This window comes from Streptomyces sp. x-80, assembly GCF_046549095.1.
GTDB classification, from domain to species: domain Bacteria; phylum Actinomycetota; class Actinomycetes; order Streptomycetales; family Streptomycetaceae; genus Streptomyces; species Streptomyces celluloflavus.
Map to the genome: position 1 here is coordinate 291,236 of NZ_JAJPWM010000003.1, position 22,356 is coordinate 313,591.

Sequence of the window (22,356 nt, forward strand, 5' to 3'; positions counted from 1 at the left end):
GAGGGGCCGGACCGGACCAAGATCTGTGCGACGGCCCGTCAGGACCCGCCGGGACCCGGCCGGCGAGCGCCGGGGACGGCCGTGCTTCGCCCCTTCGGGCGACCGCGGGAATGAGCCGTACGAGCAGGGCATACGCCCTTGACACACCGAACGGCACCCCCCGGAGTGAGGGCGGGATAAGCGACCGACATAATGTCGGTCGTGGCGACAGCAACGACAGTAGAAACCGGGCACGCGCACCCGTCGGTCAATCGACCGAACCTCACCAGCGTCGGAACCATCATCTGGCTGAGTTCCGAGCTGATGTTCTTCGCGGCCCTCTTCGCGATGTACTTCACCCTCCGATCGGTGACCGGAGCTGCGTATTGGAAGGAATCCGCTTCTGCGCTGAATCTTCCGTTCTCCGCGACGAACACCACGATCCTGGTGCTCAGCTCGCTGACCTGCCAGCTCGGCGTATTCGCCGCCGAGCGCGGTGACGTCAAGAAGCTGCGGGCATGGTTCGTGGTCACCTTCGTCATGGGTGCGATCTTTATCGGCGGTCAGGTCTTCGAGTACACCGATCTGGTCAAGCACGAGGGCCTCTCGCTCTCGTCGGGCCCGTACGGTTCGGTGTTCTACCTCACCACCGGTTTCCACGGACTGCACGTGACGGGCGGTCTGATCGCCTTCCTGCTGGTCCTGGGCAGGACGTACGCGGCCAAGAGGTTCACCCACACGCAGGCCACCGCGGCCATCGTCGTGTCCTACTACTGGCACTTCGTCGATGTCGTCTGGATCGGCCTCTTCGCCACGATCTACCTGATCCGGTAACCGGACCCGCATTTCAGACAGACCTAACCAAAGCATCGACGCAGAAGATCCTGACACCGGGGTAATCCGTGAAAAAGCTCTCCGCACGACGGCGCCATCCGCTGGCGGCGCTCGTCGTCCTACTCTTCGCGCTGGCGGTCACCGGGGGGCTGTACGCCGCGTTCGCGCCGGCGGACAAGGCTCAGGCCGATGACGCCGCCCAGTCTCTTGCCATCAAGGAGGGCAAGAAGCTCTACGCCGTGGGCTGCGCAAGCTGCCACGGCACCGGCGGTCAGGGCAGCTCCGACGGCCCGAGCCTGGTCGGCGTCGGCGCCGCCGCCGTCGACTTCCAGGTGGGCACCGGCCGTATGCCCGCCCAGCAGCCCGGCGCCCAGGTGCCGAAGAAGAAGAACATCTACAGCCAGGCCGAGATCGACCAGCTCGGGGCGTACATCGCCTCGCTGGGCGCCGGCCCCAGCGTGCCGACCAAGGACCAGTACAGCCCGGACGGGGCCGACATCGGCAAGGGCGGCGAGCTGTTCCGCACCAACTGCGCGCAGTGCCACAACTTCACCGGTCAGGGCGGCGCCCTGACCAACGGCAAGTACGCGCCGTCGCTCGAGGGCGTGGACCCGAAGCACATCTACGAGGCCATGCAGACCGGCCCGCAGAACATGCCCTCCTTCGGTGACGGTTCGCTGTCGTCGGAGAACAAGAAGGACATCGTCGCGTACCTCGGTGCCGTCAACAGCGATGACACCCCGAGCCCCGGTGGCCTGAGCCTCGGCGGTCTGGGCCCGGTCAGTGAGGGCCTCTTCGGCTGGATCGCCGGTATGGGCGGGCTGGTCGCGGTCGCCATCTGGGTCGCCGCCCGGACTACGAAGGCCAAGAAGTCATGAGTGAGACTGGACGACACGAAGACGTGCCAGAAGAAACCCTTCCCAGTGAGCGGGAGACGGCTCACGCCGGCGCGGTGCAGGTGGCGGACGATCCGTTCGCCGATCCGGGGCTGCCGGCCCACGAGCACCGCGTCCAGGACATCGAAGAGAAGGCCGCCCGGCGCTCCGAGCGCACCGTGGCCTTCCTCTTCCTGCTGTCCATGCTCGCGACGGTCGGCTTCATCGCCGCGTATGTGATCTTCCCGATCGACAAGATCGTCTACATCTGGCCGTTCGGTCACGTCAGCGCGCTGAACTTCTCGCTCGGCCTGACGCTCGGTGTGGCGCTCTTCTGCATCGGCGCCGGCGCGGTCCACTGGGCCCGCACGCTGATGTCGGACGAGGAGGTCGCCGACGAGCGGCACCCGATCGAGGCCGCGCCGGAGGTCAAGGCCAAGGTTCTGGAGGACTTCGCGCAGGGCGCGAAGGAGTCCGGCTTCGCCCGGCGCAAGCTGATCCGCAACACGATGTTCGGTGCGCTGGCCCTGGTGCCGCTCTCCGGCGTCGTCCTGCTGCGCGACCTCGGGCCGCTGCCCGAGAAGAAGCTGCGCGGCTCGGGCTGGAAGAAGGGCATCCGCCTGGTCAACCAGTCCACCAACCTCCCGCTGCGTCCCGAGGACATCGCGGTCGGCTCCCTGACGTTCGCCAAGCCCGAGGGCCTGGAGGAGAGCGACGAGGATTTCAACCAGCGGATCGCCAAGGACGCCCTGATGCTCGTGCGGATTCAGCCGCAGAACATCAAGGACAAGCAGGAACTCGCATGGTCGCACGAGGGCATCGTCGCCTACTCGAAGATCTGCACCCACGTGGGTTGCCCGATCAGCCTCTACGAGCAGCAGACGCACCATGTGCTCTGCCCGTGCCACCAGTCGACCTTCGACCTTGCTGACGGTGCCCGAGTGATCTTCGGCCCGGCCGGACACGCGCTGCCGCAGCTGCACATCACGGTGAAGGACGGCTACCTCGAAGCCGTAAGCGACTTCGCGGAGCCCGTCGGCCCGAGCTTCTGGGAGCGCGGATGAGTAACGAGACGAGCGCGACCACCACGCGCCGCGGCAAAGCGCCCGCCGGCGAACGGGTCGCGGACTGGGCGGACGGCCGGCTGGGCATCTACAGCCTGGCCAAGGCCAACATGCGCAAGATCTTCCCGGACCACTGGTCCTTCATGCTGGGCGAGATCTGCCTCTACAGCTTCATCATCATCATCCTGACCGGCGTCTACCTGACGCTGTTCTTCCACCCGAGCATGGCCGAGGTCGTCTACCACGGCTCGTACGTGCCCATGCACGGCGTCCGGATGACGCAGGCGTTCGAGTCGACGCTGAACATCAGCTTCGACGTCCGTGGCGGTCTGCTCATCCGGCAGATCCACCACTGGGCCGCCCTGGTCTTCCTGGCCGGCATGATGGTCCACATGATGCGGGTGTTCTTCACCGGCGCCTTCCGCAAGCCGCGCGAGGTCAACTGGCTGTTCGGCTTCCTGCTGTTCGTGCTGGGCATGTTCACCGGCTTCACCGGCTACTCGCTCCCGGACGACCTGCTCTCGGGCACCGGCGTCCGCTTCATCGAGGGTGTCATCCTGGCGATCCCGCTGGTCGGGTCGTACCTCCAGATGTTCATCTTCGGCGGCGAGTTCCCGGGGCACGACATCATCCCGCGGTTCTTCACGGTGCACGTGCTGCTGCTGCCGGGCATCATGCTCGGTCTGCTGGTGGCGCACCTGATCCTGGTCTTCTACCACAAGCACACGCAGTTCCCGGGTGCCGGCAAGACCAACAACAACGTCGTCGGCATGCCGCTGCTGCCGGTCTACATGGCGAAGGCCGGAGGCTTCTTCTTCCTGGTCTTCGGCTTCATCGCGGTGATCGCGGCGGTGGCCACCATCAACCCGGTGTGGGCGATCGGTCCGTACCGTCCGGACCAGGTGTCCACCGGCGCCCAGCCCGACTGGTACATGGGCTTCGCCGAGGGCCTGGTGCGCGTGATGCCCGGCTGGGAGTGGGACATCTGGGGTCACACCATCAACTTCGGTGTGCTGATCCCGATCGTGATCTTCCCGCTGGTCCTGGTCGCGATCGCGGTCTACCCGTTCGTCGAGTCCTGGATCACCGGTGACAAGCGCGAGCACCACCTCCTGGACCGTCCGCGCAACGCCCCGACCCGCACCGGCTTCGGTGTGGCCTGGCTGACCGCGTACTTCGTGATGCTCATCGGTGGCGGCAACGACCTGTGGGCCACGCACTTCCACCTGTCGATCAACGTGATCAGCTGGTTCGTCCGGATCGCGTTCTTCGTCGGGCCGGTGCTCGCCTTCATCGCCACCAAGCGGATCTGCCTGGGTCTCCAGCGGCGTGACAAGGACAAGGTGCTGCACGGGCGCGAGTCCGGCATCATCAAGCGCCTGCCGCACGGTGAGTTCGTCGAGATCCACGAGCCGCTCACCCAGGAGCAGCTGCACACGCTCACCCAGCACCACCAGCCCGAGCCCATGGAGATCGGCCCCGTGGTCGACGAGAACGGGGTCGAGCGCAAGGTGCCGCGTTCGCAGAAGCTGCGTGCCAAGCTCTCGCAGGGCTACTACGGCGAGAACAATGTCATTCCGAAGCCCACGGCGGAGGAGTACAAGGAGATCACCAGCGGCCACGGCCACCACTGATCCCCGCAGCGTCCTATAAGGGCGCGGTTGTGAGTACGCCACCCAGAAGGCCCCGTCCTGCCTCATCCGGACGGGGCCTTCCGGCATGCCCGGGGGTCGATAGGGTTGGCCGCACAAGCAGGAGACGAAACCAGGAGCGTGGACCATGAACGTTGTGACCCCGGTTGGCGGCGACAGCGTGGCGGCCCACACCTGGCCGGGCATCCTGAACGCCCTGCTGGACGGCCGTGACCTCGCCGCCGCCGACACCGCGTGGGCGATGGACAAGATCATGCGGGGCGAGGCCAGCGACGCGCAGATCGCCGGTTTCGCGGTGGCGCTGCGGGCCAAGGGCGAGACCGTCGCGGAGATCTCCGGAATGGTCCGGACGATGTACGCGCACGCCCGGCTGATCGAGGTGCCGGGGCCCAGCGTGGACATCGTCGGCACCGGCGGCGACGGCGCCAAGACCGTCAACATCTCCACGATGTCCTCGATCGTGGTGGCCGGCACCGGCGCGAAGGTCGTCAAGCACGGCAACCGCGCGGCGTCATCGGCGAGCGGCGCCTCCGATGTGCTGGAGCAGCTCGGCGTCAATCTCGATCTGACACCGCAGCGGGTCACCGAGGTCGCGCAGGAGGCGGGCATCACCTTCTGCTTCGCGGTGAAGTTCCATCCCTCGCTGCGATATGTCGCCCCCGCCCGCCGTGAGCTGGGCGTCCGCACCACGTTCAACGTGCTCGGCCCGCTGACCAACCCGGCGCGGGTCCGTGCCCAGGCGACCGGTGTCGCCGACGCCCGAATGGCGCCGATCCTCGCCGGGGTGCTCGCCGAGCGCGGCTCGTCGGCGCTGGTGTTCCGCGGCGACGACGGGCTGGACGAGCTGACCACGACCGCGACCTCCCGGGTGTGGACGGTGCGCGACGGCGCCGTGCGCGAGGAGCCCTTCGACCCGCGAGACGTCGGCATCCCGCTGGTCCCGGTGGCGGCGCTGCGCGGCGCGGACGCGGCGTACAACGCGGAGGTGGCGCGCCGGCTGCTGGACGGGGAGAAGGGTCCGGTGCGGGACGCCGTGCTGCTGAACTCCGCGGCGGCGCTGGTGGCGCTCCGGCCGACCGACGCCCCGTTGGCGGAGCAGATCCGGGCGGGTATCGAGCAGGCCGCCGAGTCGATCGACTCCGGGGCGGCCAAAGCGGCGTTGGCGCGCTGGGTGGCGGCCAGCAACGCCTGAGCGCGGCCGCTCCCGGGCACGGGAGGTGGCGCAAGGCCCGGTCCGCATGACGGACCGGGCCTTGCGCCTTTTTGTTCGTGTGGCATGATTCTGCCCAGGTCACGAGTGACAGCGATGCAGGCCCCGGCCCGCTGTCCGGCAACCCTCCTTCCGTGGCGGGGTGCCCCGGGTGATGACCAGGTCGCAGGCAACGAGGTCTGCGGCAAGCGCGGATCCCTCGCCAGGGATCCTGGTCCCCGAGGGAGCACCTTCCGTGATGAAGCGAATGCGATAGGGCCGAAGGCCCCTTTCTCCGCGTTGTTCCGCGCTTTTCCGCGCGTCTTCTCTCTTTCTTCAGCACGCTGCGCCCGCGCCTTTTCGCGCCGGTGCGCGCAGCGAATTCGCTTTTCTCTCACGGGAGTTCGCCATGCCTGTTTCCGTCGTTTCCGCCGTTTCCGCGGACTCTGCCGACCGCGCCGGTTCCGCCGACCGTTCCGGCTGTGCCCCGCTGCCCGTTCTGGGACGGGACGTCCGTGTCCCGCTGGTGACCGGTGGCGAGGCCGACTACGCCGCGCTGGACTACGCCGCCAGCGCCCCGGCACTCCAGCGGGTCTGGGACGACGTGGCGGCCTACGCGCCGTACTACGGCAGCGTGCACCGCGGTGCCGGATACCTCTCGCAGCTGTCCACGGACCTGTTCGAGAACAGCCGCCGGACGATCGCCGACTTCCTGGGCTGCCGCCCGGACGGCGACGCGGGCGACCAGGTGGTCTTCACCCGTTCCACGACCGACTCGCTGAACCTGCTGGCGGCCGCGCTCCCGCAGGACACCCAGGTGTTCGTCTTCGAGACCGAGCACCATGCGTCGCTGCTGCCGTGGGAGCGGCGCGCGGACACCGTGGTGACGTACCTGGACGCGCCGCGCACCCCGCGGCAGGCGGTCGACATCCTGGCGGCGGCACTGGCCGGCCGCGAGCCCTCCGCCGGCCCGGCGCTGGTGTGCGTGACCGGTGCGTCGAACGTGACCGGTGAGCTGTGGCCGGTACGGGAGCTGGCGGCCGTGGCGCATGCGCACGGCGCGCGGATCGTGCTGGACGCGGCACAGCTCGCACCGCACCACCCCATCGACATCGGCGCGCTGGACGTGGACTGGGTGGCCTTCTCCGGGCACAAGCTGTACGCCCCGTTCGGTGCCGGGGTGCTGGCCGGCCGCGCGGACTGGTTGCAGGGCGCCGAGCCGTACCTCGCGGGCGGCGGGGCCAGCCGTACGGTCGCGCGGCGTACGGACGGCGGGGTGGACGTCGACTGGCACACCACCGCGGCCCGGCACGAGGCCGGTTCGCCGAACGTCATCGGCGCCTACTCCATCGCCGCCGCCTGCCAGGCGCTGACCGAGGCCGGCTTCGACGAGCTGGTGGCGCGCGAGCAGCGGCTGATCGCCCGGGTCCGGGAGGGCCTGGCCACGGTCCCCGAGGTGCGGGTGCTCTCGCTGTTCGGCGACGACGCCCCGCGGGTCGGCGTCCTCTCGTTCGTGGTCGAGGGCTGGAACAGCTCGCACTTCGCGGCGGCGCTGTCGGCGGAGTACGGCATCGGGGTCCGCGACGGCCTGTTCTGCGCGCACCCGCTCGTACGGACCCTGCTCGGCAGCGAGTCCGACGAGCCGGGGGAGTGCGGCGCCCCCGAGGCGGCGCCGGGCGAGAAGTCGCTCAACGCCATCCGGGTCAGCTTCGGCGCCGGCACCCCCGATGAGCACATCGAGCGGTTCGTGCGGGCGGTCCGGGAGCTGGTGGCGGACGGTGCGCGCTGGAACTACCGCACCGAGGGCGGCCGTTGCGTGCCGGACCCCGCCGCCTGAGGGCGGCCGGGCGGTCCGCGTCGCCGGCCGCGACCGGCCTACGCGTCCAGGCCGATGGCGAAGGCCGCCTCCAGGTCGTGCTGCGAGTAGGTGCGGAAGGCGATGTGCGTCTCGGTGGAGGCGACGCCCGGCACCTTGCTGATCCGGCCGGGGATGACGTCGGCGAGGTCGTCGTGCGCGGCGACCCGGACCATCGCGATCAGGTCGTGCGCGCCGGTGACGGAGTAGACCTCGCTGACCCCCTCCAGCGCGGCGATCTTCTCGGCGATCTCCGGGATCTGGTCCACGCTGGTCTTGATGAGCACGATCGACGTGATCACGGCTGGCTCTCTCCCTCGGTCGCCGGTGCGTTGCTCCTGGTGGCCACCACACTATCCCTCCGGTAGCGGAGCCACGCGTAGAGGAAGCCGAGCGCGAAGCCCACCACATGGGCGAGGTAGGCGACGCCCGGACCGCTGGGGCCGTCCTGCGCCGACCGCCACTGGAGGAAGAACCAGAAGAGCAGCACGGCCCAGGCGGGGAAGCGCAGCGGCAGGAAGAAGAGGAACGGGAAGACGCTGGTGACCCGGGCCCTGGGGAAGAGGTGGAGGAAGGCGCCCAGGACGCCGGAGATCGCGCCGGAGGCCCCCACCAGGGTCTGGCCGGACGCGGCGTGCGCGGCCGCGTAGCCGAGCAGCGCCAGATAGCCGGTCGAGAGGTAGAAGACGGCGAACGGCAGCCGGCCCATCCGGGCCTCGGCCATCCCGCCGAAGACGTACAGAAAGAGCATGTTGCCGAGCAGATGCAGCCAGCCGCCGTGGACGAACAGGGCGGTGAGCGGCGTGACCAGGGCCCGGACCGAACCGCTCCACAGGTCGGCCGGGATCACCCCCCACTGCGCGAAGTAGGCAGCCTGGGCCCGGAGCAGCGCGTTGCCGGTGCCGTACACCCGGTTCAGGCCGGAGGCGGGGCCGAGCGCGAAGACCGCGCAGTTCAGGGCGATCAGCACGGCCGTCACCCGGGAGAACACGGCGCGCAGGGACCGGGCGGGCTGGGCCGGCCGGGTGAAGCGGGGAGAACGTGAACCACGTGAACGACGTGAACGACGTGCGGGACGGGGAGAACCGGGGAATTGCGACGGCGCCGTCATGAAGTGATCATGACGTAACGGGGGCAACCGGGACAGAGTGCCTCGCCGCGTCCGGGCTCTCGGGGAGCGCCCGCACCGGCCCCTGCGAGGCCGTAGGGTTACAGGCAGTATTTTGACGTACTTCCGCAGTCCGACGGTGCACCGCGGGAAGCTGCACGGCACGAGCACGACGAGCACGAAAGAGGACTTCACGATGGCGCTTCCCCTGCCGACGGCCGAGACGCGGTGGCGCTGCACCCTGTGCGGCAACCTCACGCGTTTCGACGTGACCCGCCGGTCCAAGGTCGTGGAGTACGTCCACCTGGATCTGGCCGGGGAGCCGAGGGTGGAGGAGCGCGAGGTCCTCGATGAGAGCATCGAGTCCGTGCGCTGCCGCTGGTGCAACGCGGTCGACCAGATCGAGCTGGTGGACCGGCCGGGCGCGAGCGCCTGAGATCGGAGCGATGCAGCCGTGGAGGAGCGTCCAGAGGGGGAGCCGGGCTCAGCGCACGACGACGCACCGGAGGGTGCGGCCGACGAGGTGCTCGACCGTCCGCTGCCCGAGGGCGTACGGCGCCGCGTCGTGGCGCTCACGGCGGAGGCGTTCGGCGGTCTGACGGTCGCCGAACTCCCGCCACCGCTACGGCAGTACGCACGTTTCACGCCGACTCGCCGGGCGAAATTCGCCGGTAATGCGATGGCCGCGGCGCTGGAGAGCGATGCGGTCTTCCGGCAGCGGATCGCGGGCAAGCTACGCGAGGCCCAGCCGGAACTCGCCGAAGCCCTGGAGCACGGCACCCCGCCCGCCGCCGCCGACCCGCTGGATGTCGCGGCGGCGGCCTATGTGCTGCGCCCGGAGGGCTGGGTCAAGCTCGTCGCGGCGGCCGGCGAGGAGGCCCAGCGGGTCCGTGCCGAGCGGGCCGGCGAGGAGGCCGAGCGGGAGCTGGCCCGGCTGCGCGAGGAGCTGGCGCAGGCGCGGACGGACGCCCGTACGGAGTCCGACCGGTCCCGGGCCGACCTGGACGCGGTCCGTAAGGAGAACGAGTCGTTGCAGCGCAAGCTGCGCAGCGCGCTGAGCGACGTCAAGCGGGGCGAGGCGGCGGTGCGCAAGGCGGTCGCGGCGCTGGAGGCCGCGCGGGCGCAGGCGGCGACGGAGAAGACCGCCGCGGACAGCGAACTGCGCCGCCTCAAGGCCCGGATCGCCGAGGCCGAGGCGGCGCTGGAGACCAGCAGACGGGCCGTCCGGGAGGGCCGCAGTGTCGAGGACATGCGGCTGCGGCTGCTGCTGGACACGGTCCTGGACGCGGCCCAGGGGCTCCGCCGCGAGCTGGCGCTGCCGCCCGCGAACGTCCATCCTGCGGACACCGTCGAGGCGGTCGTGCCGGGCCGGATGACGCCGAGGGACATCGCGACCCGGGCGCTGTCGGAGATGGACCCGGCACTCCTCGACCAGCTGCTGGCCCTGCCGCAGGCGCATTTGGTGGTGGACGGCTACAACGTCACCAAGACCGGCTATCCGACGATGCCGCTGGACAAGCAGCGGCTGCGGCTGCTGGGTGGCCTCGCGGTACTGGCGGCGCAGACCGGCGCGGAGATGACCTGCGTCTTCGACGGCGCGGAACTGGCGGCGCCGGTGCTGCTCGCCCCGCCGCGCGGGGTACGGGTGCTGTTCAGCAAACCGGGCGTGACGGCCGACGAGTTGATCCGCCAGCTGGTGCGGGCCGAGCCGCCCGGCCGTCCGGTGGTCGTGGTCTCCACGGACCGGGAAGTGGCCGACGGCGTGGCGAAGGCCGGCGCCCGGCCGGTCGCATCGGCCTTGCTCCTCAAGCGACTTGCCCGGACCTGACGAACCCGCGAATCCGGCGGCAATTCGTGCCTGAGCGTCAAGTTGCCATTACTGCCTGTGCGATGTTGGTAAAGGATGGGGCACCTGACGCAGTTTTTCCCCGTGAGGATTTGAAGGGATCACAAGTCGGTTACTAAGGTCGGGCCCCGAACCTTCATACAGGTGATCATCCAACCGGGATGAACAGTGAAGGAACCGCCGAGTCCGCGGTGTGCGCGCGGAGCCGGGGTCTCGTCCCCACTTCCCGGTAGGCGGCTGGAGGAAGAAGGAGCTCGCCTTCGTGGCGTCCCACCGTCGACCCAAGCAGCCGAGCCGTACTCGCGTGACCGTGCTCACCGCTACCGCCGCTGCCGCCGTTGCCCTCTCGTCCCAGGCCGCCCAGGCCGATCCGAAGCCGGCCAAGAAGGACGTCAAGGCCGAGGTTGACAAGCTCTACGAGCAGGCGGAGCAGGCCACCGAGAAGTACAACGGCGTCAAGGAAGACCAGGACAAGCTCCAGAAGGAGGTCGAGGGCCTCCAGGACAAGGTCGCCCGCGGCCAGTCGGAGCTCAACCAGCTCCGCAAGGGGCTGGGTGTCGTCGCCTCCGGCCAGTACCGCAGCGGCAGCATCGACGCCTCGGTGCAGCTCTTCCTCTCCGGTGACCCGGACACCTATCTGGACAAGGCCGCCACGCTCGAACAGCTCAGTGGCAAGCAGGCCGAGCAGCTGAAGGTCATCGCGGACAAGCAGCGCCGGCTCGCCCAGGAGCGGACCGAGGCCGCGGGCAAGATCAAGGACCTGACGGACACCCGTAAGGCGCTGGGTGACAAGAAGGACGAGGTCAAGGGCAAGCTCGCCAAGGCGCAGGAGCTGCTGAACACCCTCACGGCCAAGGAACGCGCGGAGCTGAAGGCCGAGGACGACAAGAAAGCGGCCGGCGGTGACAACCGCAGCAGCCGCGGCAACGACCGGGTCGACCTGGGCAACGACGCCCCGGCCTCCGGGCGCGGTGCGGCCGCCCTGGCCGCCGCGCAGTCGAAGATCGGGATGCCCTACGTCTGGGGCGCCACCGGTCCGTCCTCCTTCGACTGCTCGGGCCTGACCTCCTGGGCGTACAAGCAGGCCGGTCAGACGATCGCGCGCATGTCGCAGGACCAGGCCAACGCCGGTACCCGGATCTCCTCGCAGAGCGCGCTCAAGCCGGGCGACCTGGTGCTCTTCTACGGCGACCTGCACCACGTCGGCCTGTACGCGGGCAACGGCCAGGTGCTGCACGCGCCGAAGCCGGGCGCCTCCGTGCGCTACGAGGCGATCGGCAACATGCCCTTCATGTTCGGTGTGCGCGTCTGAACCGGCCGGACACTCCGGAACGGCCGCCCGAACGGGCGAATTGCTCCTTGCGCCGCTGACTTCCCGCCCCGCCGGTGACCTGCGCAGTCACCGGCGGGGCGGCTTTTTGCATATGAGCCGGGGTCTTTGGCCGCCGTGTATCCGCGCGGTTACTGTCTGCCCTCGCAGCCGCCGGTCACCGACCGCTCTTCCCGGGCGGCACGGGCTGCACACAGAAGGAGTGCGGCCCACGTGTCCCATCGCCGTAGCGCGCGGCCCGGCCCCGTCACCCTCACCGGTGTCACCGTCCTGTCGGCCGCCCTGGCGACCGCCGCCGCCGCGCTGACCGCGGCACCGGCGTCCGCCGACCCGGCGGACCACACCGCGGCCCGCGACGCGGCCGTCGCCCGGGTCGCCAAGCTCTACGAGCAGGCGGAGCGCGCCACCGAGCAGTTCAACGCCGCCGGCGAGCGGACCGGGAAGCTGCGCGGCGAGGTGTCGGCCCTTCAGGACCGCACGGCCCGCGCCCAGGAGCGGGTCAACCGGATGCGCGGCCGGCTCGGCGCGCTGGCCGCCGCCCAGTACCGGGCCGGCGGGATCGACCCCAGCATCACGCTGATGCTCACCGAACGGCCGGAGAACTATCTGGAGAAGGCCGCCGTGCTCGACCGCCTCAGCAGCTCCCGCCTCGGCGAGCTGCGCGCACTCCGGGCGGCACGGCGGGGCCTGGAGCAGCAGCGCCTGGAGACCGCGAGGAGGCTGGCGGACCTGGAAGCGGGCCGTAAGGCCGTCGAGCGCCACAAGGCGGAGGTCCAGCGCAAGCTGGCCGACGCCCGGCGCCTGCTGAACGCGCTCCCCGCGGGTGACCGGGAGACCTACGACCGGATCTCCCGGGGCGACGGGCACGGCGCCGGTGCCCCGGACCTCTCCGGGGCACCGGCGTCCTCGGGGCGGGCGGCCGCGGCCGTCGCGGCGATCCGCGCCGCCATCGGCTCCCCGTACGCCTGGGGGAGCACCGGGCCTTCGTCGTTCGACTGCTCCGGACTCACCCAATGGGCCTACGGCCGGGCCGGGGTCGCCCTCCCGCGGACCTCGCAGGCCCAGCGGGGCGCCGGGCATCAGGTGCCGCTCGCCCAGGCCCGCCCCGGCGACCTGGTCATCTACCGGTCGGACGCCAGCCATGTCGCGATGTACGTCGGCAACGGCCGGGTGGTGCACGCGCCGTATCCCGGCGCGCGGGTGCGCTACGACCCGGTGGGCATGATGCCGGTCTCGTCCGTCACCCGGCCCTGAGCGGACGCCCAGCGCTGTTGCCCCGGCCGGACCGCACATACGATCGGCCGCATGTCGGGTCAGCGAGCGGGACGGCGGCGGCCGTCGCGGGCCGGGGTGGCGGGCTGCGCCGCCCTGCTGCTCGCGCTGCTCGCCCAGCTGGCCGGCTGCGCGCCGCCCGCGCCCTCCTCACGCGACCGCTTCCCGGACGTCCAGCGGATGCTCGACGCACGGGCGCGGGCCGTCCGGGACCGGGACGCCGCCGCCTTCCTGGACACCACCGACCCGCGGGCCACCGGCTACCGGGCCCGGCAGCGGGAGATGTTCGGCAATCTGGCGGCGGTACCGCTGGCCGACTGGCGCTACGACCTGGTCGCGACCGGTGCCTTCCCGCTCCCGGACGGCGGCAGCGGCGAGCGGCTGGCCGCGCAGGTGCGGCTGCGCTACCGCCTGAAGGGCTTCGACACCGCACCGGTCACCTCCGTCCAGTACCTCACGCTGACCGCCCGCGACGGCCGCTGGCGGATCTCCTCGGACACCGACGGCGCGGCCGCCGGCCGGGCGGGCACCCGCCAGCTGTGGGACCAGGGTCCGGTGCAACTGGTCCGCGGCCGGTACACCCTGGTCCTCGGCACCGCCGTGGACCCGGCGCGGCTGCGCGATCTGGCGGACCGGGCGGACGCGGCGGTGCCCGCGGTCCGCGCCGCCTGGCGGGGGAACTGGCCGGGGCAGGTCGTGGTGGAGGCACCGGACTCCGTCGGCCGGATGGCGCAGCTGCTGGGCAGTGACGACCCGTCCGGCTACACGGGGATCGCGGCCGTCACGACCACCGAGGCGGGCGCCGCGGACGCCGCGCCCGCGGACCGGGTGATCGTCAACCCGGACGCGTACGACGAGCTGAACGACCTCGGCCGCACGGTCGTGCTCACCCACGAGACCACTCACGTCGCCACCCGCACAGCCACCACGGCGGCCACCCCGCTCTGGCTCTCCGAGGGGTTCGCCGACTGGGTTGCCTACCGCGGCTCCCGGCGCGCGCCCGCCGTCGCCGCCCCGGAACTCTCCCGGGCGGTCGCCGCCGGGCAGCTGCCGGTCCGGCTGCCGGCCGACGACGACTTCGGCTTCAAGGGCGGCGCGGACCGCCTGGCGCGGGCCTACGAGGGCGGCTGGCTGGCCTGCCGGATGATCGCCGACAAGTGGGGCGAGGCCACGCTGATGGCCTTCTACCGGGAGGCGGGGAAGTCCGGCAAGGGACAGGGGCACGCGGGGCCGCCCGCGAGCGCGGCGCCGTCCGCCGGGGCCGGTACGCCGTCCGGCACGGCGGTGTCCGGCGCTCCGGGGCCTTCGGGGACTTCCTCCGGGGCCACCGAGGACAACCGGCAGTCGGTCCGCGCGACCCGGCTGGACCGGGCGATGCGGGCCCAACTGGGCGTCGGGCTGGCGGAGTTCACCCGGCAGTGGCGCGCTTACGTGAAGGGCGAGCTGCACTGAGCGCGGGGTGGGCCGGCCGCCGGCTCACCGGGTGAGCGGCCCGGGGCCGGGCGGGCCCGCCCGGCCCCGGCGGCGGGCCCGGCGGCGGGTACGAGGGTCACGCCCGCCGTGGCCGGTCGCCGGGGCGGTACTGTCGGCCCCGAGCCGCCCCACCGGCCCCGCCCGCGTGGCCTGCCGCGCGGGCCCGCCCCGCCGACCCCGACCGCCGAAAGACCATCGTGCACAAGACCCTCATCGTCACGAACGATTTCCCGCCCCGGCCCGGCGGTATCCAGGCATTCCTGCACAGCATGGCGGTGCGGCTGGACCCCTCGCAGGTCGTCGTCTACGCCTCGACCTGGAAGCGGAGCGCCGAGGGCGTCGAGGCCACCGCCGCCTTCGACGCCGAACAGCCGTTCCCGGTGGTCCGCGACCGTTCGACGATGCTGCTGCCCACCCCGGCGGTCACCCGGCGGGCCACCGGTCTGCTGCGCGAACACGGCTGCTCCGCCGTCTGGTTCGGGGCCGCCGCGCCGCTCGGGCTGATGGCGCCCGCGCTCCGCGCGGCCGGCGCCCGCCGCATCGTGGCGACCACCCACGGCCACGAGGCGGGCTGGGCGCAGCTGCCGGCCGCCCGGCAGCTGCTGCGCCGGATCGGCGAGGGCACCGACACCCTCACCTATCTCGGCGAGTACACCCGGTCGTGGATCGCCGGGGCGCTCACCCCCGAGGCCGCCGCGCGGATGGTCCAGCTCCCGCCCGGCGTGGACGAGGAGACCTTCCACCCCGGCCCCGGCGGTGACGCCGTACGGGCCCGCCTCGGGCTCGCCGGCCGGCCGGTCGTGGTGTGCGTCTCGCGGCTGGTGCCGCGCAAGGGCCAGGACACCCTCATCGAGGCGATGCCCGCCATCGTGGCGGCGGTGCCCGACGCGGTGCTGCTGATCGTCGGCGGCGGTCCCTACGAGGAGAAACTGCACGCACTGGCCCTGGCGAAGGGTGTCGGGGACGCGGTGCGCTTCACGGGCGCGGTGCCCTGGGCGGAGCTGCCGGCCCACTACGGCGCGGGCGATGTGTTCGCGATGCCGTGCCGCACCCGGCGCGGCGGGCTGGACGTCGAGGGGCTGGGCATCGTCTATCTGGAGGCGTCCGCCACCGGGCTGCCCGTCGTGGCGGGGGACTCGGGGGGTGCGCCGGACGCGGTGCTGGACGGCGAGACCGGCTGGGTGGTGCCGGGCGGTTCGCCGGAGGCCGCCGCCGAGCGGATCGTCGCGCTGCTCCAGGACCCCGCGCTGCGCCGCAGGATGGGCGAGCGCGGCCGGGCCTGGGTCGAGGAGAAGTGGCGCTGGGACCTGCTGGCGGAGCGCCTCAAGGAGCTGCTCTAGCCAGTCGTCGTACGGGGTGTGGCCGATCTGACATACCCCGCCCCCGTACCGCGCCGCGTTCCGGGGGCCGGCCGAACTCCGGGGCTAGCCCCGGTAGATGGCCTCGATCTCCTCGGCGAAGTCCTTCGCCACGACGCTGCGCTTGAGCTTCAGCGACGGCGTGACATGGCCGGACTCCTCGGTGAACTGGGTCGGCAGGATACGGAACTTGCGCACCGACTCGGCCTTCGAGACGGCGGCGTTTCCGTCGTCCACCGCACGCTGCACGGCGGCCAGCAGCTCCGGGTCCTCGGCGATCTCGGCCGGGGTCACGTCCGCCGGGTGGCCGTGTTCCTGTGCCCAGCGCGGCAGGAACTCCGCGTCGAGGGTGATCAGCGCGCCGATGAACGGCCGGCCGTCGCCGACGACCATGCACTCGGCGATCAGGGCGTGCGCCCGGATGCGGTCCTCGATCACCGCCGGGGCGACGTTCTTGCCGCCCGCGGTCACCAGGATCTCCTTCTTGCGGCCGGTGATGGCCAGGTAGCCGTCCTCGTCGAGGGTGCCGAGGTCACCGGTGTGGAACCAGCCGTCGGAGAGGGCCTCCTTGGTGGCCGGCTCGTTGTTCCAGTACTCCGTGAACAGGTGCTCGCCGTGCAGCAGCACCTCGCCGTCGTCGGCGATCCGCACCACCGAGCCGGGCAGCGGCTGCCCGACGGTGCCGATCTTCTGCCGGTCCCACGGGTTGAAGGCGGTGGCCGCGCAGGACTCCGTCAGGCCGTAGCCCTCCAGGGCGGTGAAGCCGACGCCGCGGTAGAAGTGGCCCAGGCGCTCGCCGAGCGGGGCGCCGCCCGAGATGGCGTGCGTGGCGCGGCCGCCGAGGACGGCCCGCAGTTTGCGGTAGACCAGCCGGTCGAAGATCTTGTGCTTGATCCGCAGGCCGAGGGCCGGCCCCGGTGCGCCGTCCAGCGCGCGGCTGTACGCGATGGCGGTGTCCGCCGCCTTGTCGAAGATCTTGCCCTTGCCGTCGCCCTGCGCCTTGGCCCGCGCCCCGTTGTAGACCTTCTCGAAGACCCGGGGCACGCCCAGGATCAGCGTCGGCCGGAAGGAGGCGAGGTCGTCGGTGAGGTGCTTTATGTCCGGCGCGTGCCCCAGCTTGATGGGGGCCATCACGGAGGCCACCTGCACCAGCCGGCCGAAGACGTGCGCGACGGGGAGGAAGAGCAGTACCGAGGAATCGCCGGTGCTGAAGAGCGGCTTGAGGCGTTCGACGACATTGCCGCACTCCGCGAAGAAGCTGCGGTGGCTGAGCACACAGCCCTTGGGGCGGCCGGTCGTCCCGGAGGTGTAGACGATGGTGGCGGGCGCGTCGGCGTCGGCGAGCGCGCTGCGCGCGTCCACCTCGTCGTCGGAGATATCCGCGCCCGCCGACCGCAGCCGGGTGATGGCGTCCCGTTCGATCTGCCAGATGTTCTCCAGGAGGGGCAGCCGGTCGCGTACCGACTCGACGGCGGCCTCGTGTTCGGGGGTCTCCACCAGGCAGGCGACCGCGCCCGAGTCGCCGAGGATCCACTGGATCTGCTCGGCGGAGCTGGTCTCGTACACCGGGACGGTGATCGCGCCGGCGCTCCAGATGGCGAAGTCCAGCAACGTCCATTCGTAGCGGGTGCGCGACATCAGCCCGACGCGGTCACCCGGCCCGATCCCCGCGGCCATCAGGCCCTTGGCCGCGGCCCGGACCTCGGCGAGGAAGACGGTGGCGGTGACGTCCTGCCACTGTCCGTCCACCTTGCGTCCCATGACGGCGACATCCGGGTGCTGCGCGGCATTCCGGCGGATCAGATCCGTCAGGTTGCCGTCCGCGGGGACCTCGTACAGGGCCGGAAGGCTGAACTCGCGCAAGACTGCTGCTCCTCATTGGCGCCGGCGCCACGACGCTGTGTGTTCGCCGGCTGCGGTCCATGATCAGGCAGGGGATTGGACTGCCCGGACGTTACCCACCGGTATTGCAATTGGCATAGAGGGTCACCCCCAGATGTTCGATGCGTCACACGCTTGTGGACGCGCCAGGGGACTGCTCCGCGCAGAGTAGACCAGCCCTTTGGTGACCGGAAAGTAACCGCAGGTCGCGGCCCTCTCCCCGCATCGGCTCCGGGGATCTAGGGTGACTCCATGCGCGTGCATGTGGTGAGCGACGTACACGGCAACAGCCGGGACCTGGCCGCGGCCGGTGCCGGCGCGGATGCCGTCGTCTGCCTGGGCGACCTCGTGCTCTTCCTCGACTACGCCGACCACTCGCGCGGCATCTTCCCCGACCTCTTCGGCGTGGAGAACGCCGACCGGCTGATCGAACTCCGCACCGCCCGCCGCTTCCAGGAGGCCCGCGAGCTGGGCCGCAGCCTCTGGGGCGAGCTGGACCGCACGGGGACGGGCCGGGAGGCGGCCATCGAGAGCGCCGTACGCAAGCAGTACGCGGAACTCTTCGCCGCCCTCCCCACCCCCGCGTACGCGACCTACGGCAATGTCGATATGCCGAGCCTGTGGCCGGAGTACGCCGGACCCGGTATTACCGTCCTGGACGGCCAGCGGGTGGAGATCGGCGGCCGGGTCTTCGGCTTCGTCGGGGGCGGACTGACGTCGCCGAAGCTTCCCCCGGCACGCCGCTCCGTTCCCACCGGGGAGACCCCGATCCCGTACGTGATCGGTGACGAGGAGTACGCCGCCAAGGTCGAGGCACTCGGCGAGGTGGACGTGCTGTGCACGCACATCCCGCCGGACGTCCCCGAGCTCTGCTACGACACCGTCGCCCGCCGGTTCGAGCGCGGCAGCGCGGCGCTGCTGCACGCCATCCGCACCACCCGGCCCCGCTACTCCCTCTTCGGCCACGTCCACCAGCCGCTCGCCCGCCGGGTCCGGATCGGCGGTACGGAATGCGTCAATGTCGGGCACTTCAACGCGACGGGAACGCCGTACGTCCTCCAGTGGTGAGCGGCTCCGGCCCCCGGCGGCCGGGCCCCGCGGACCCCGCGGCCGCGGCGCGCGGGACCGGCCGTGCGGCGCCCGCTGATGTCCGGCGGCGGCCCGCCGCGCGGTAGCCTTCAGCAGCAGCGACACCGAGTTCGACGCCAGTCGGCGGACCGGTCTGTATCGGCATGGAGGAGTCACGGCGATGGCCGAACACACCAGCTCTAGCATCATGATCGAGGCGGCACCCGCCGAGGTGATGGGGGTGATCGCCGACTTCGACCGCTACCCGGAGTGGACCGGCGAGGTCAAGGAGGCGGAGGTGCTCGCCAAGGACGGCCGGGGCCGTGCCGAGCAGGTGCGCCTGCTGCTGGACGCCGGCGCGATCAAGGACGATCACACCCTCGCCTACACCTGGACCGGTGAGAACGAGGTCAGCTGGTCGCTCGTCAAATCGCAGATGCTGCGCGCCCTCGACGGCACCTACCACCTGGCCGCGCGCAACGGCGGCGCGAGCACCGAGGTGACCTACCAGCTCACCGTCGACGTCAAGATCCCGATGCTCGGAATGATCAAGCGCAAGGCCGAGAAGGTCATCATCGACCGCGCGCTGGCCGGTCTGAAGCAGCGCGTCGAGAGCCCCGAGAGCCCCGAGAGCCCCGAGGGCCCCGGCGCAGCCGCCGACGAGGCCGAGAAGCACTGAGCATGCGCACCCTCCTCGTCACCGGCACCGGCGGCGCGGGCCGCACCACGCTGGCCGCCGCGACCGCCCTGGCCGACGCCCGGCGGGGAGCGCGCGTACTGCTGCTCACCACCGAGAGCGGTGCCCCGGAAGCGGTGCTGGGCACGCCCCTCGGCGCCGCCGCACCCACCGAGATCGCCCCCCGCCTGCACGCCCGGCGGATCGACTCCGCCGACCGCTTCCGCCAGGAGTTCCTCGCCTTCCAGGAACGCGTCGGCGCCGCCCTCGACATGTTCGGCGCGGCCCCCCTCGACGAGGACGAACTCACCGAACTCCCCGGCTCCGAGGCGTTCGCGCTGCTGCACGCGCTGCGCGCCGCGCACGCGTCGGGCGACTGGGACACCGTCGTCGTCGACATGCCGCCGGCCGCCGAAACGATCCGCCAGCTCGCGCTGCCCGCGCAGGTCCGCCGCTATCTGCGCCGGCTGCTGCCGCCCGAGCGCCAGGCCGCCCGCGCCCTGCGCCCGGTCCTCGCCCAGCTCGCCGGCGTCCCGATGCCCGCCCAGAAGCTGTACGAGGCCGCCGAACGCTGGGAGCACGAACTCGCCGCCGTCCAGCGGGTGATCGACGACCCCGGCACGGCCGTACGGCTCGTCACCGAAGCCGGTCCGGTCGCCGCCGCGAACCTGCGCACCGTCCGCGCCGGGCTCGCCCTGTACGGCCGCCGCGTCGATGCCGTCCTCGTCAACCGGCTGCTGCCCACCGGCTCGGCGGACCCGTTCCTCGCCGCGCTCTCCGGCAGCCAGCAGACCGCGCTCAAGGCGCTCCGCGACGAGTTCCCCGAGGTCCCCGTCCACGAGGTGCCGCACCTGGGCCGCGACCCCCGGGGCGTCGACGAACTCGACGCACTGCTCGACGGCCCGGCGGGCGGCACCGCCCCCGCCGCGGCGACCGCTCCGGCAGCTGCCGCCGCCGCGCCCCGGCCGCCGCTCCCGGACACCGACCCCTGGACCGTCGAGGACCGGCGGGCCACCGACGGCGTCCTGCTCTGGCGGGTGCCGCTGCCCGGCGCCGACCGGGAGGGCCTGGGCCTGGTGCGCCGCGGCGACGAGATCGTCGTCACCGTCGGCCGCTTCCGGCGCATACGCACGCTCCCCTCCGCACTGCGCCGCTGCACCGTCTCCGGCGCCGGGCTGCGGGACGGTGTCCTCGACATCCGTTTCACCCCCGATCCCGGCCTGTGGCCCAAGGACCACTGAACGCCGTACCACCATTCGGGTACCGTCGAGGGTGAGTCCCGTCCCGAAACATCCGCTTCGCCGCCGTACCCGCCGCGCCGCAGGAGTCCACGGAGTTCACCATGAGTGATGCCACCGATCGTCCCGCCGACCGCCAGGCCGAGCCCGACGCCGACGCCTGGGCGGCGGCGTGCGCCGAGGACCTCGCGGCCGAAAAGGCCCGCCGCCGCGCCGAGTACGGCCCGCAGCCGGGCAGCGCCGCCGAGGAACTGCGCAAGCTCGCCGAAGCCGTGACCGACAAGCTCAGCGGCATCCAGCTGCCCGGCGCGCTGGGCCAGCTCGCCGGACAGGGCGCCGTCGGCCAGCTGTTCCGGCAGGCCAAGGCCGCCGTCGAGCCGGTCATCGAGCGCAACCCCGACGTCTTCGACCACCTCGCCGCGGCCGGCTCCGAACTGCTCGCCGCCTACCGCTCCGCCGTCGAGGGCAGTGAGGGCCGCTGGACCCGCGAGGACCTCGGCAACCCCCCGGGCCCGGCCGGCGACGCCCGTGCCACCGACCCGCGCGACGACGACGGCCCGGCCGGCACCGAGCGGATCGACCTCGACTGACTCCCCGCCGCGGCCGTCCCGGCGCGGGGCACCCCGGGCCGGCGGCCGTGCGGGACCGGGGAGCCGCCCCCGCCTCCGGTACGGTTGTCCCCGGCGGGGTTCGAGCGAAAAACTGAGGGACACATGGGACTCACCATCGGCGTCGACATCGGCGGCACGAAGATCGCGGCCGGCGTGGTCGACGAAGGGGGCGCGATCCTCGAAACGTGCACGGTGCCGACCCCGCAGGCCACCGACGCGCTGACCGAGGCCATCGCGGACGCCGTCCGGACGGTAGGCGCCGGTCACCGGATCGAGGCGGTCGGCATCGGCGCCGCCGGCTATGTCGACGAGAAGCGGGCCACGGTCCTCTTCGCGCCGAACATCGACTGGCGCCACGAACCGCTCAAGGACAAGGTCGAACAGCGCGTCGGCCTCCCCGTCGTCGTCGAGAACGACGCCAACGCCGCCGCCTGGGGCGAGTACAAGTTCGGTGCCGGCCAGGGCCACAGCGACGTCATCTGCATCACGCTCGGCACCGGCCTGGGCGGCGGCATCATCATCGGCAACAAACTGCGCCGCGGACGCTTCGGCGTGGCAGCCGAGTTCGGCCACATCCGGGTCGTCCCCGACGGACTGCTGTGCGGCTGCGGCAGCCAGGGCTGCTGGGAGCAGTACGCCTCCGGCCGCGCCCTGCTGCGCTACGCCCGCCAGCGCGCCTTCGCCACCCCCGAGAACGCCGCGGTGCTGCTCTCGCTGGGCGACGGCACCTCCGAGGGCATCGAGGGCAAGCACATCAGCGAGGCCGCCCGCCGCGGCGACCCGGTCGCCATCGACTCGTTCCGCGAACTGGCCCGCTGGGCCGGTGCGGGCCTGGCCGACCTCGCCTCGCTCTTCGACCCGTCCGCCTTCATCGTCGGCGGCGGCGTCTCGGACGAGGGCGAACTGGTCCTCGACCCGATCCGCAAGTCCTTCCGCCGCTGGCTGGTCGGCAACCAGTGGCGCCCGCACGCCCAGGTGCTCGCCGCCCAGCTCGGCGGCAAGGCCGGTCTGGTCGGGGCCGCCGACCTGGCGCGCCAGGGCTGACCG

Annotated in this window: 20 protein-coding genes and 1 riboswitch; of the genes, 17 read left to right on the forward strand and 3 right to left on the reverse strand. The window is 71.9% G+C overall.

Annotation, left to right across the window (positions count from 1 at the left end; translation table 11 throughout):
• Positions 1-192 precede the first annotated feature (192 nt).
• From ACLJWH_RS06850 to ACLJWH_RS06875, 6 genes are all read left to right on the forward strand, one after another.
• The gene (locus tag ACLJWH_RS06850; protein ID WP_052855054.1) at positions 193-813 is read left to right on the forward strand and encodes a heme-copper oxidase subunit III; all 621 of its coding nucleotides are present in this window, start codon (positions 193-195) and stop codon (positions 811-813) included.
• A gap of 68 nt (positions 814-881) precedes the next feature.
• On the forward strand, positions 882-1,691 hold the full coding sequence (locus ACLJWH_RS06855; RefSeq protein WP_131123987.1) for a c-type cytochrome: 810 nt from the start codon (positions 882-884) through the stop codon (positions 1,689-1,691).
• On the forward strand, positions 1,688-2,752 hold the full coding sequence (locus ACLJWH_RS06860; RefSeq protein WP_411140678.1) for a Rieske 2Fe-2S domain-containing protein: 1,065 nt from the start codon (positions 1,688-1,690) through the stop codon (positions 2,750-2,752). The genes ACLJWH_RS06855 and ACLJWH_RS06860 overlap by 4 nt, the downstream gene beginning before the upstream one ends.
• A complete protein-coding gene (locus ACLJWH_RS06865) occupies positions 2,749-4,386 on the forward strand; it encodes a cytochrome b (RefSeq protein ID WP_411140679.1) in 1,638 nt (545 codons plus the stop codon). The genes ACLJWH_RS06860 and ACLJWH_RS06865 overlap by 4 nt, the downstream gene beginning before the upstream one ends.
• 145 nt (positions 4,387-4,531) lie before the next feature.
• Entirely contained in the window at positions 4,532-5,596 is a 1,065-nt protein-coding gene (gene trpD, locus ACLJWH_RS06870) for an anthranilate phosphoribosyltransferase (protein WP_411140680.1), read from the forward strand.
• A 97-nt stretch (positions 5,597-5,693) separates the two neighbouring features.
• Positions 5,694-5,811, forward strand: a riboswitch (SAM riboswitch).
• A gap of 191 nt (positions 5,812-6,002) precedes the next feature.
• Complete coding sequence (locus tag ACLJWH_RS06875; protein WP_411140681.1) at positions 6,003-7,430, forward strand: aminotransferase class V-fold PLP-dependent enzyme; 1,428 nt, start codon at positions 6,003-6,005, stop codon at positions 7,428-7,430.
• Between the two features lie 38 nt (positions 7,431-7,468).
• Here ACLJWH_RS06875 and ACLJWH_RS06880 read toward each other — a convergent pair whose 3' ends face one another.
• A complete protein-coding gene (locus ACLJWH_RS06880) occupies positions 7,469-7,750 on the reverse strand; it encodes an Lrp/AsnC family transcriptional regulator (protein WP_136741556.1) in 282 nt (93 codons plus the stop codon).
• Positions 7,747-8,427 (reverse strand): rhomboid family intramembrane serine protease, encoded by a 681-nt coding sequence (locus ACLJWH_RS06885; RefSeq protein WP_411140889.1) that lies wholly within the window; start codon positions 8,425-8,427, stop codon positions 7,747-7,749. Before ACLJWH_RS06885 ends, ACLJWH_RS06880 begins: the two co-directional genes overlap by 4 nt.
• A gap of 325 nt (positions 8,428-8,752) precedes the next feature.
• Between ACLJWH_RS06885 and ACLJWH_RS06890 the strand changes: the two genes are divergently transcribed.
• The 6 genes from ACLJWH_RS06890 to ACLJWH_RS06915 all read left to right on the forward strand — a co-directional run bounded on the left by ACLJWH_RS06890 (position 8,753) and on the right by ACLJWH_RS06915 (position 15,817).
• Complete coding sequence (locus ACLJWH_RS06890) at positions 8,753-8,992, forward strand: hypothetical protein (protein ID WP_381677542.1); 240 nt, start codon at positions 8,753-8,755, stop codon at positions 8,990-8,992.
• A gap of 18 nt (positions 8,993-9,010) precedes the next feature.
• On the forward strand, positions 9,011-10,384 hold the full coding sequence (locus tag ACLJWH_RS06895) for an NYN domain-containing protein (protein ID WP_411140682.1): 1,374 nt from the start codon (positions 9,011-9,013) through the stop codon (positions 10,382-10,384).
• Between the two features lie 280 nt (positions 10,385-10,664).
• A complete protein-coding gene (locus ACLJWH_RS06900) occupies positions 10,665-11,714 on the forward strand; it encodes an NlpC/P60 family protein (protein WP_411140683.1) in 1,050 nt (349 codons plus the stop codon).
• Positions 11,715-11,945: 231 nt separating this feature from the next.
• Positions 11,946-12,986, forward strand: a complete 1,041-nt coding sequence (locus ACLJWH_RS06905; RefSeq protein ID WP_411140684.1) for an NlpC/P60 family protein — start codon at positions 11,946-11,948, stop codon at positions 12,984-12,986.
• A gap of 51 nt (positions 12,987-13,037) precedes the next feature.
• A complete protein-coding gene (locus ACLJWH_RS06910) occupies positions 13,038-14,456 on the forward strand; it encodes a hypothetical protein (protein ID WP_411140685.1) in 1,419 nt (472 codons plus the stop codon).
• A 218-nt stretch (positions 14,457-14,674) separates the two neighbouring features.
• Positions 14,675-15,817, forward strand: a complete 1,143-nt coding sequence (locus ACLJWH_RS06915; RefSeq protein WP_411140686.1) for a glycosyltransferase family 4 protein — start codon at positions 14,675-14,677, stop codon at positions 15,815-15,817.
• 84 nt (positions 15,818-15,901) lie between these two features.
• Here the strand turns inward: ACLJWH_RS06915 and ACLJWH_RS06920 are convergent, their stop codons facing one another.
• Complete coding sequence (locus tag ACLJWH_RS06920; protein WP_411140687.1) at positions 15,902-17,698, reverse strand: AMP-dependent synthetase/ligase; 1,797 nt, start codon at positions 17,696-17,698, stop codon at positions 15,902-15,904.
• A 270-nt stretch (positions 17,699-17,968) separates the two neighbouring features.
• Here ACLJWH_RS06920 and ACLJWH_RS06925 point away from each other — a divergent pair, with 270 nt between their 5' ends.
• From ACLJWH_RS06925 to ACLJWH_RS06945, 5 genes are all read left to right on the forward strand, one after another.
• On the forward strand, positions 17,969-18,784 hold the full coding sequence (locus ACLJWH_RS06925) for a metallophosphoesterase family protein (protein ID WP_411140688.1): 816 nt from the start codon (positions 17,969-17,971) through the stop codon (positions 18,782-18,784).
• A 181-nt stretch (positions 18,785-18,965) separates the two neighbouring features.
• Entirely contained in the window at positions 18,966-19,463 is a 498-nt protein-coding gene (locus ACLJWH_RS06930; RefSeq protein WP_411140689.1) for an SRPBCC family protein, read from the forward strand.
• Positions 19,464-19,465: 2 nt separating this feature from the next.
• Positions 19,466-20,701 (forward strand): ArsA family ATPase, encoded by a 1,236-nt coding sequence (locus ACLJWH_RS06935; RefSeq protein ID WP_411140690.1) that lies wholly within the window; start codon positions 19,466-19,468, stop codon positions 20,699-20,701.
• Positions 20,702-20,802: 101 nt separating this feature from the next.
• Positions 20,803-21,288, forward strand: a complete 486-nt coding sequence (locus ACLJWH_RS06940; protein ID WP_411140691.1) for a DUF5304 domain-containing protein — start codon at positions 20,803-20,805, stop codon at positions 21,286-21,288.
• Between the two features lie 123 nt (positions 21,289-21,411).
• A complete protein-coding gene (locus ACLJWH_RS06945) occupies positions 21,412-22,353 on the forward strand; it encodes an ROK family glucokinase (RefSeq protein ID WP_411140692.1) in 942 nt (313 codons plus the stop codon).
• The last annotated feature ends 3 nt before the right edge of the window (positions 22,354-22,356 follow it).

Excerpts from the sequence above, each read along its gene's own strand:
- ACLJWH_RS06850 (WP_052855054.1), top strand. The coding sequence starts at position 193 with ATGTCGGTCGTGGCGACAGCAACGACAGTAGAAACCGGGCACGCGCAC.
- ACLJWH_RS06860 (WP_411140678.1), top strand. The coding sequence starts at position 1,688 with ATGAGTGAGACTGGACGACACGAAGACGTGCCAGAAGAAACCCTTCCC.
- ACLJWH_RS06865 (WP_411140679.1), top strand. The coding sequence starts at position 2,749 with ATGAGTAACGAGACGAGCGCGACCACCACGCGCCGCGGCAAAGCGCCC.
- trpD (WP_411140680.1), top strand. The coding sequence starts at position 4,532 with ATGAACGTTGTGACCCCGGTTGGCGGCGACAGCGTGGCGGCCCACACC.
- ACLJWH_RS06875 (WP_411140681.1), top strand. The coding sequence starts at position 6,003 with ATGCCTGTTTCCGTCGTTTCCGCCGTTTCCGCGGACTCTGCCGACCGC.
- ACLJWH_RS06890 (WP_381677542.1), top strand. The coding sequence starts at position 8,753 with ATGGCGCTTCCCCTGCCGACGGCCGAGACGCGGTGGCGCTGCACCCTG.
- ACLJWH_RS06910 (WP_411140685.1), top strand. The coding sequence starts at position 13,038 with ATGTCGGGTCAGCGAGCGGGACGGCGGCGGCCGTCGCGGGCCGGGGTG.
- ACLJWH_RS06925 (WP_411140688.1), top strand. The coding sequence starts at position 17,969 with ATGCGCGTGCATGTGGTGAGCGACGTACACGGCAACAGCCGGGACCTG.
- ACLJWH_RS06930 (WP_411140689.1), top strand. The coding sequence starts at position 18,966 with ATGGCCGAACACACCAGCTCTAGCATCATGATCGAGGCGGCACCCGCC.
- ACLJWH_RS06935 (WP_411140690.1), top strand. The coding sequence starts at position 19,466 with ATGCGCACCCTCCTCGTCACCGGCACCGGCGGCGCGGGCCGCACCACG.
- ACLJWH_RS06940 (WP_411140691.1), top strand. The coding sequence starts at position 20,803 with ATGAGTGATGCCACCGATCGTCCCGCCGACCGCCAGGCCGAGCCCGAC.
- ACLJWH_RS06945 (WP_411140692.1), top strand. The coding sequence starts at position 21,412 with ATGGGACTCACCATCGGCGTCGACATCGGCGGCACGAAGATCGCGGCC.